Origin of the sequence: Methanoregula sp. (genome assembly GCF_035543475.1) — an archaeon.
Lineage (GTDB): Archaea > Halobacteriota > Methanomicrobia > Methanomicrobiales > Methanospirillaceae > Methanoregula.
Window position 1 is genome coordinate 1 of sequence record NZ_DATKKA010000015.1, and the last position, 8696, is coordinate 8696.

The window sequence follows — 8696 nt, forward strand, 5'->3', positions numbered from 1 at the left end:
TTAGCAAACCTGCGCCATACCAGGCTTGGCTACCTCAACAGAGGAATCTCGCATCTTCTCAGACACTCGCAACGGATGATCCGCTGCTCCATGAATGGTGCTTTATACTATGGTAGGGGAGGGCTAATAAGTGTTGTGGGAATGACACCCACGGGATCCCTGTCGATACCAAGAGAGAGACGGATCCTGAATTTGCTCCAGAGAGTTTACTTAGTGATATTGTGCAGTGAGGTTGTTTGTTTTTTCCTGTAGTACTGTACACTTAGCTGAAGAGTATGGGGAAGCGACCCTTTGATCTTCACTCATGATTCCGGCAGATGGGGAGTGCGATCACGTATCGCTTGTATTCTGAATCAGGGGGTCAGAGAGGAGAATTCTGTTTTTATAAAAATTCTTCCTCAAGGGATTTCTCCCCGTAATTATTCCTGGTTATGTACGGCTTGTGACCGGGCAAAAACAATTTTGGATCGTGTGACCTCCCTCAGCAGGATCCGCTAAAAATGTGGGATCGCATTTTTTTCAGATGTAAAATTACCCGGTTTTCGGGAAAAATTTCCGCATGCTGGTGCAGGGGGTCACATGAGTACATTTTGTTTATCAATCCTGTAGAGACGTTCCCGCCCCACGAGAGAATCCTTATTACTGCACTGCCACTGTCTTAGATGATCATCCATGGAACGTCCCGCACTGCTGATCATCGATATGCAGAACGATTTTGTCCGGGAAGGAGCGCTGCTCCGGGTCGCCCAGGCTGAAAGCGTCATCCCGAAGATCCGGGAAGTGCTCAGCGCTTTCCGCGCACGAAACCTCCCGGTCTTTCATGTCCTGCGGGTTCACCGCAGCGACGGGTCCGATGTCGAGATCACCCGAAAGGAGATCTTCTCCCGGCACCCGTTTGCCGTCTCCGGGTCGGAGGGTGCCAGGGAGATCACGGAACTTGCGCCCCGGCCGGACGAGTACACGATCGAAAAGGTCCGGATGAGCGCGTTCATCGGCACCGAGCTCGACTTCATGCTCCGGACGCTCGGCGTCACTGAACTGGTCGTGACCGGGGTCCAGACTCCCAACTGTATCCGCACAACGGTCTTCGATGCCATTGCCTACAACTACCCGGTCACCCTCGTAGACGATGCCACCGGCGCCCAGTCCGGGGAGATCCACCGGGCAAATATCCTGGACATGAAAAATATCGGCGTTCGGATCATGGATACCCGGACGCTCGTTGGCACGCTGGGATAATCGTCCCCTCCGGATTCATCCATACCGCACGGGAACATACGCATGCTCACCGGAACTGAATTTGCACTCGCCGGGATTGCCGCTGCTGCTGCTGGCATGGCAAACGCCCTCGCCGGCGGCGGCACCCTGATCTCGTTTCCGGCGCTTGTCGCTCTTGGGGTTCCCGAAGTAGTGGCAAACATCACCAATACCGTTGCGCTCTGCCCGGGCTACGTGGGCGGTGCGCTTGCCCAGAGAAAAGACCTGGCAGGGCAGGGAAAGCGCCTGCTGATGCTGGTACCTGCCGCCATTATCGGGGGCCTTGCCGGCGGGATCCTCCTCCTGTCCGTGAACGCACAGGTCTTCCATGTACTTGTCCCGTTCCTGATCCTCCTTGCCGCGGTCCTGCTCGCGGTCCAGGACAGGATCCGGGACTGGATCCGGCGGCAGACCGGGCACGATGGCACGGACGGCACAGGGTGCCGGAACGCGGCCCTCCCGGCCGGGCTTGCCGCAGTCTACGGGGGGTATTTCGGGCCGGGGCTCTCCGTGATCTACCTCGCGGTGCTCGGCCTCTTCCTGGACGACACTTTAACCCGGCTCAACGCACTCAAGCAGTGCCTGTCGCTTGCCACCAATGTTGCAGCCGCGGTCTTCTTCCTCTTCTCCGGCCTCATCATCTGGCCGCTTGCGGTGGTGATGGCCGCAGGTGCACTCCTTGGAGGAGCAGCCGGCGGGCATGTCGCCGGCAGGATCAACCCGGCGCGGCTCAGGTGGCTGATCGTCGGCATCGGAATGGTCGTGGGGCTGTACTACCTGATCCGGCTGTTCATCTGAGGGAGCATGCATTCTCTGAAAAAAGGTGCTTTGCTAAAATCCAGGTAGAGAATTGTACGAACGCTCCCGGGGACTCCGGCACGCTTGTGGTATCCCCCGGTTGCGCTCGTGTTGTATTCCCTGTACTCATGTCCGCATCCCGACGCAGGTAATACGGAGACATCGCATATGCCCCCGCCCATTTCAGGAGCAGGACTGGCGTAAGGGGGCGAATATTTCACGAAACGGGATTTCAAGAGAGCAAAAAAAGAGAGGGGGCTGGTCCTTCCGGACCTTCACAGGGCCCGGACCAGTGAGCGGCGGGTGACAAGCCCCGCAAGCTTCCCCTTCTCCAGGATGGGCACCGTGCTGATATTCTTTGAAACCATCAGGTCGACGACCTGCCGGTAACCCACATCTGCCCCGACCGAGATGAGCGGGGCGCTCATGATGTCCCGGACCAGGAGGTTCCGGATCTGGTGATCCTGGTGGTGCTCCTTGACTGCCTCGCGGAACTTGCGCATTGCGATGGCTACGTCGGTCTCGGTCACGATCCCGGTGATCTTGTCGTTTGCAGTCACCACGAACCGGGAGATCGCGTCGTCCAGCATCCGGCGGCGGAGGTGGACAACCCGTTCTTCGGCATCGATCGTGACCGCACGTTCGACCGCATCCGCAATGCTCCCCTCGAAGGAATACTTCTTTAACAGGTCAATGGCGGTCACCTGGCCGATCAGGTTGTGGTCGCTGTCGTACACGACCACCAGCTTGTACTTCTGGAGCAGGGGAACGAGAACGTTCACGCTCTCGTCAGGATACACGCTCGTGAAATCCTCTTCGACCACGCTTGCCACGTGGATGGCGGAGGGTGCAAGGGCGGTATTCTGTTTACTGCCCAGCTTCTCCGCGATCGCCTCGCGGGAGACCGTACCGACAACTGATGTATTATTGAGCGCGATTAACGGATCGATGCCCTCATTAAGCATCTTGTCGAGCGCCTCGGTGATCTTTGCGGCTTTGGATATGGTCGTTGGTTTTGCCATGATATCTTTGATAAACAGTTCTTTTGTCATTTCGCCACTTCCTTTATGATATCATCTCGTTTCAGTATCCCCACAAGGGTGTTATTTTCGACGACAACAAGGTTGTTGACCTGTTCACGTTGCATCAGTTCTACCGCGTACAGGAGCGTGCTCACCGGTGCGACCGTGATCGCGGGGCCCGACATCACGTCCCCCGCTGTCACCGGGGCCGTTCCGGCCGCATCCGACCGGCTCCCTGTACCGCTCTGTTCATGCTTTCTTACTGCTTCTTCATCCGGGTTCCTCCCGGGTCGCCTCCGGCTCTCCTCATGGAATGCGAGGTTTGTCTCCGTGATGAGGCCGGCGACCGATCCGTCGTTGTTGGTCACCACCAGTTTCTCGTTCCGCTCCTTCATGAGGGCCACCACGTGGGCGAGCGAGTGCCAGCGGTTGACCGTCTCTGCATCCTCCATCGCGTCCCGCACCATACCCTTCAGGCCGGCGACCAGGGCGGACTTCATCAGATCGCTCTTGGTGATGATCCCGACAACCGTCCCGTGATCCACCACCGGGACACCGCTGATGTTCCGGGCAAGGAAGAGCCCGGCAACGGTTTTCGCGAGTGTCGGGGGAGCCACGGTTACCGGGTCTGGCGTGGCATATTCGGCCACCGGGATCCGGTCGGGCGTGCGCCGCCGCCAGGCCGGGCCCGGCTGCTGCAGACGGTACCCGATATCTTTTTTCGTGAGGATCCCGGTGAGATTTCCCGCATCCATAACAAGGACACGCGAGATCTTGTGGCGCACCATCATGTTCCGGGCATGTGCCACGGTATCCCCGGGGGCGACTACAAAGACCGGGCTGCTCATGAGATCGGCTGCGGCAAGGGAGCTGGCAGGCATACTCTTTACTCCTCGGAGAACGCCCGTACGAGGTCGAACTCCGTTACGAGGCCCACGAGCCGGGAGTTCTCGATGACCGGGAGCGCCCCGATGTTCCGGGTAAGCATCTCCCGGGCTGCCTCGTTGACCGGGGTTTCCGGAGACGTGGTGTAGAGACTGCCGGCCATGAGCGTGCGCACCGGAAGCTGCATCACCTCGGCAATGTGCCCGGTCCCGAGCCGGGAGAAGACCTCGCGGCTCCCCAGGTACCGCATGATGTCGGTCGCGGTGATGATGCCAAAAAGCACGTCATCGCTGACCACGGGCAGCCGGCGGAACCGGAACCGGGTCATGTCCTTTGTCACCTCCGCGATCGGGCTGTCCGGTGCGGTCACCCGCAGGGAGCTGCTCATCGCCTCCTCGACCGAGAGCGGGCTGCGCTCAGCCGCAAGCATCCGCAGCACGTCCCGCTCCGTCAGGATACCGGCAAGCGTCCCGTCGTTTTCCACGATCGGGAGGCCGCCGATCTTCTTTCCTACGATGATCCGGAGCGCATCGACGATATGGGCGTCGCGCGGGAGCGTCTGGGGCTTTGCCGTCATGATCGTGCGGACACTCTCGTTTACTGCCGCACACAGGTTGCCGTTGTGCCGGACAGTGACCAGGCGGTACTTGTCGCCGCCGCCCATGAAACTGATCACGTCACCCGAGGTAACAATCCCGAGCAGCTTCTTTGTCCCGGCATCGGTCACAGGCAGCCGGCGGAACCCGCAGTCCGTCATCGTTGCCACGGCACTGATGATGCTCTGGGTGGGTGGCACGGAGATCACATCCCGTGTCGCGGCCGCCATCACCTCGCCTTCCTGCTGTACGATATGGGATTTGAACTCAACCGGGCCGCGGTCGAGTTTTCCCCGCATTTTGAGGAGCCGGTCGCCCTGTTTTGCGGCCTGCCCGTTCCGGTGCATGCATATCCTCCAGATTGCTGCCCGCCGGGTTCCCCCGATCTCCCTGAAAACGGGAAGGGATTTCCCGGCCGGTATGATATCCTGTTCTTTTTACCCTCGGGATTCGCTGTCGCGGTTGCCCGGGAGATTCCAATCCCCCGGATACCCGGGCGTATCGTTATAGGTTCCCCGGTATTCCGGTCTTTCCTCCATCAGGCAAGGCCACCGAGAACGTCATGGCGGTCGATGATCCCTACCAGGCCCTCCCCGTCCACCACCGGGAGCCGGCTTACGTCATTCTCGACCATGAGGCGTGCCGCTTCGGACAGCAGGGCACCGGGCGCTACAGCGATCACGTTTTTCGTCATCACGTCCCCGACACTCCGCGTACTGTTCTGGGCTATTGCCGACCGCACACCGCCGGAACGGATCAGGTCCCGGCGGGAGACCAGCCCTACGAGCCGCCGCTTCTTTATTACCGGAAACGCGGTAAACCCGCATTCGATGACCTTTGCGTACACCTGCTGGAGCGTATCGCCCGGATCAGCGGTCTGGATCTTCTTTGACATGTGTGAACTCACCCTGCCGGAAAGCTCGTTTCTCGATATGATGACCGGGAAGAGATCGGAGAGAAGCACCCCGCCCAGGATATGGCGTCTGTCGTCCACGAGGGCGGCGCTGTCCGTGGCATGCTCCCGCATGGCCTTGGCTGCGCTCTCGATGGACGCTTCCGGGCCGGCACACGCTGCCTCCTTGACAAAACCCTCAACGGTCACGTTCGATTTCGTTGCGGTGACCCGCAGGGCATCGGTAATATCGATGTACCCGAGCAGGTCCTTTTTCGCACCGGTGACGTAGATTTCACGGAACCGGTCGTCTCTCAAGATCTGCCGTGCCTTGGTTATCCCGTCAGAAAACGTAAGCACCGGGATCTCAAGCATGAAATCCCGTGCTGTTTTCATGTAAGGGTATCCTCCTCTCGGCAGCGGGGGCAGAGCAGGACGGAATCTACACGCTTAAGATCATCAGACATCTGACTGCAGCGACTGCACATACCCACCTCGATATGCTCTTCGCGGTTGATCTCGATGAGATCGTTGAGGAGCTCGTTCTGCTCGTTGAAGGTGGTCAGGAGATCCCGTACGGTTACGATACCGATGACCTTACCGGCCTTATCGACCACGGGAAGCCTTCTCACCCGGTGCTTGACCATCATCTGGGCTGCGTCGACTACCGTCTTATCCGCACTCACCGTAATGAGTGGCGTACTCATGATTGTACTTACCTGGATTGAGCTTGGTTTGAGATCCTTGGCCACCACCTTGCAGTTGATGTCCTCTTCCGTGACAATGCCAATGGGCTCGTTCCTTCGGAGAATAATAACACTCCCTACCTCTTCACGGCACATGGCCTTGGCTGCTTTTGCAACACTGGCCTCAATGCTGATCATGATCGGGTTGTGTTTCATCACCTCGCTTAATGGGACGCGGGTCTCAAACCGGATCGTGTTGGTTGTCTTTTTCATGAGTCACCTCCGTTTGAAGTGCTTGGCTGATGATTACAATTAGCATCCTTTCCGCCCCTTGTATAAATATCATGTGGCAGCGGCATTTTTTCCCATGCGGCCGGGTAATAGAGATACGGTCCCGGGGGAATCGGCTGCACGAATCCCCGGCGGGCATTACGAGAAACATAATAAAGAATCCTTTCCAAACACTACTAGCGATTGATGGCAGGCAGTAACGCCGGCCGTCCGGATAAACGAGGGCCCTATGACAACATTTTCCAGGACATTGGGGAACGCAAAGAAGAGATTTTCCGTATTTCTCAAGCGGTTTTTCAAAAAGAAGCGGACCCGGATCGGGATCTACGGCCCGCCGAATGCCGGGAAGACCACGCTTGCCAACCGGATCGCCCGGGACTGGACCGGCGATGCGGTCGGGCCGGTGAGCGAGATCCCGCACGAGACCCGGCGGGCACGCAAGCGCGAGGATATCGTGATCACGGGTGCAAACGGGCACACCGTGACAATCGATATCGTCGATACCCCGGGTGTCACCACCAAGATCGACTACCACGAGTTCCTCGAATTCGGGATGGAGAAAGACGAGGCGATCATCCGGGCCCGCGAAGCGACCGAGGGTGTTGCCGAAGCGATGCACTGGCTGCGCGAGGACATCGACGGTGTGATCTACATGCTGGACTCGACGCTCGACCCCTTCATGCAGGTGAATATTATGATGGTGGGGATCATCGAGAGCCGGAAGCTGCCGGTGATCATCGTGGCAAACAAGATCGATCTGCCCGAGGCCGCACCAGCCCGGATCCGCAGCGCCTTCCCCCAGCACCCGGTGGTCGCCATCTCAGGGCTTGAGGGCAGGAATACGGAAGAGCTGTACGAGAAGATGATCCACAGCTTCGCCTGATTGCCGGAGGAATCATGCCACACAAGTGCACCAAATGCGGCAGGGAATACAAGGACGGGTCCACCGAGATCCTCAAGGGATGCGCAAGCTGCGGCGGCAAGAAGTTCCTCTACGTCAAGGAAGCGGATATCAACAAGGATGTTTTCGAGGAGAAGACGATCGAGGAGATCAAAGACGAATCCAGGGAAGATGTCCTCGAAGTAGTCGAGCCCCAAGTCAAGGGCAAGGCCAAAAAAGAGGTCGAGATGTTCGACCGGGTCGAGACGATCCGGATCGTGGGCCCGGGCTCGTATGAGCTCAACATCGAGAAGATGGCGAAAAGCGACGAGCGGATCGTGAGCGTCGGGGGCGAAGAGGGCAGTTACATCATCGATCTCATGTCCATGGCAAAGGACGAGCCGAAGAAAAAGAAGGCAAAAAAGAAATAACCGGGCCGGGCCCTCATTTTTTATTGCATTTTCAACGGATGAAGGGGACGATCCCCTCCTTTATCGATACGGATATTCCACCCGCCGGTGCCCACTCAGGAACCCCCCATGCTCACCGGGTCGCGAGATCGTCCCGGATTCCCTCGTAGGGGGCCGGCAGGGAAAGCGCCCGGAAGAACCGGTCCGTGAACGAGAGGCTGGTGGTAACCGCCCATTCAGCGCAGCCGTGGCCGAGGCAGCGGTCAGGGAAGAAGGGGAGGTTTGTTGCCGCAAGCGGGTTCTCGGCGAAGCGGTGTGCAAGGAGTTGCCCGAGTTTCTCCGCATGGGTCTCGCCCCGGGCACCGGTCGTCCCCCCATCCCGGATCTCCACCCATTCGCGTCGGTAATGCATCAGGTAGTTGCGGATCCCGATCAGGTTTTTTATGCCGGAAAAGTCCGGGTCCTCTTCGGCAAAGAGCGGTTTTTCCCCAATCTCCAGGATCTTCTGGTATTTTGCAGGGAGCGGGGTCCGGTCAAAGTAGTTCTCGTTTCTCCACTTCTCCCCGATCACCCGGAGCAGGGCCTCGGTGGATTCGTCATAAAAGAAGTACGCGTTGTCCGCTGCATCGGACCAGAGCTCGTTGATGGTAGACTCGAGGAAGGCCACTGCGGAGAAGAGGGCGTTGAGGACAAATGCCTCGTGCCGGAGCTGCTCTTCTGCCGTGAGCGTGCCGGTACGCCGGTATTCCTCCTCCAGCGCGTACCCCATGCGGCAGAGGAGAGCTGCCGACTGGATGTACCGCACCGAGAAGCAGTCCCGGAACCGGATACCGCCTTCATCGCCCGTCTGCTCGGGATGCAGCCCGTCCATAGTACTTTCCCATAGGTCGCTGTCCCGTAAAAATGATACGGGCGCCCGGGAACGGTGGGCCGGATGCCCGCAGGCACAGATACCCTTAATATTTGCGGCCGTTAATAG

At 58.6% G+C, this 8696-nt stretch carries 10 protein-coding genes; 4 read left to right on the forward strand and 6 right to left on the reverse strand.

Features of this window, described 5'->3' with window-relative positions; translation table 11 throughout:
• Window positions 1-672 precede the first annotated feature (672 nt).
• A complete protein-coding gene (locus VMS83_RS05840) occupies window positions 673-1239 on the forward strand; it encodes an isochorismatase family cysteine hydrolase (protein ID WP_325410787.1) in 567 nt (188 codons plus the stop codon).
• A gap of 42 nt (window positions 1240-1281) precedes the next feature.
• Window positions 1282-2055: a sulfite exporter TauE/SafE family protein gene (locus VMS83_RS05845; protein WP_325410789.1), complete on the forward strand. Its 774-nt coding sequence runs from the start codon at window positions 1282-1284 to the stop codon at window positions 2053-2055.
• A gap of 275 nt (window positions 2056-2330) precedes the next feature.
• Here the strand turns inward: VMS83_RS05845 and VMS83_RS05850 are convergent, their stop codons facing one another.
• The 5 genes from VMS83_RS05850 to VMS83_RS05870 all read right to left on the reverse strand — a co-directional run bounded on the left by VMS83_RS05850 (window position 2331) and on the right by VMS83_RS05870 (window position 6409).
• Window positions 2331-3107: a CBS domain-containing protein gene (locus VMS83_RS05850; protein WP_325410791.1), complete on the reverse strand. Its 777-nt coding sequence runs from the start codon at window positions 3105-3107 to the stop codon at window positions 2331-2333.
• Entirely contained in the window at window positions 3104-3958 is an 855-nt protein-coding gene (locus tag VMS83_RS05855; protein ID WP_325410793.1) for a CBS domain-containing protein, read from the reverse strand. Before VMS83_RS05855 ends, VMS83_RS05850 begins: the two co-directional genes overlap by 4 nt.
• 5 nt (window positions 3959-3963) lie before the next feature.
• Window positions 3964-4905 (reverse strand): CBS domain-containing protein, encoded by a 942-nt coding sequence (locus VMS83_RS05860; protein WP_325410795.1) that lies wholly within the window; start codon window positions 4903-4905, stop codon window positions 3964-3966.
• 191 nt (window positions 4906-5096) lie between these two features.
• Window positions 5097-5846 carry a CBS domain-containing protein gene (locus VMS83_RS05865; protein ID WP_325410797.1) on the reverse strand — a complete coding sequence of 250 codons (750 nt, stop codon included), beginning with the start codon at window positions 5844-5846 and terminating at the stop codon, window positions 5097-5099.
• Complete coding sequence (locus VMS83_RS05870) at window positions 5843-6409, reverse strand: cyclic nucleotide-binding/CBS domain-containing protein (RefSeq protein WP_325410799.1); 567 nt, start codon at window positions 6407-6409, stop codon at window positions 5843-5845. The genes VMS83_RS05865 and VMS83_RS05870 overlap by 4 nt, the downstream gene beginning before the upstream one ends.
• A 247-nt stretch (window positions 6410-6656) precedes the next feature.
• On the opposite strand from VMS83_RS05870, the gene VMS83_RS05875 reads away from it, so the two are divergent.
• Together VMS83_RS05875 and VMS83_RS05880 are read left to right on the forward strand one after the other, a co-directional pair.
• Window positions 6657-7310, forward strand: a complete 654-nt coding sequence (locus tag VMS83_RS05875) for an Era-like GTP-binding protein (RefSeq protein ID WP_325410801.1) — start codon at window positions 6657-6659, stop codon at window positions 7308-7310.
• A 14-nt stretch (window positions 7311-7324) separates the two neighbouring features.
• On the forward strand, window positions 7325-7738 hold the full coding sequence (locus tag VMS83_RS05880) for a Zn-ribbon domain-containing protein (RefSeq protein WP_325410803.1): 414 nt from the start codon (window positions 7325-7327) through the stop codon (window positions 7736-7738).
• Window positions 7739-7850: 112 nt separating this feature from the next.
• On the opposite strand, the gene VMS83_RS05885 is transcribed toward VMS83_RS05880, so the two are convergent.
• Window positions 7851-8588 (reverse strand): hypothetical protein, encoded by a 738-nt coding sequence (locus VMS83_RS05885; RefSeq protein WP_325410805.1) that lies wholly within the window; start codon window positions 8586-8588, stop codon window positions 7851-7853.
• Window positions 8589-8696: the final 108 nt, after the last annotated feature.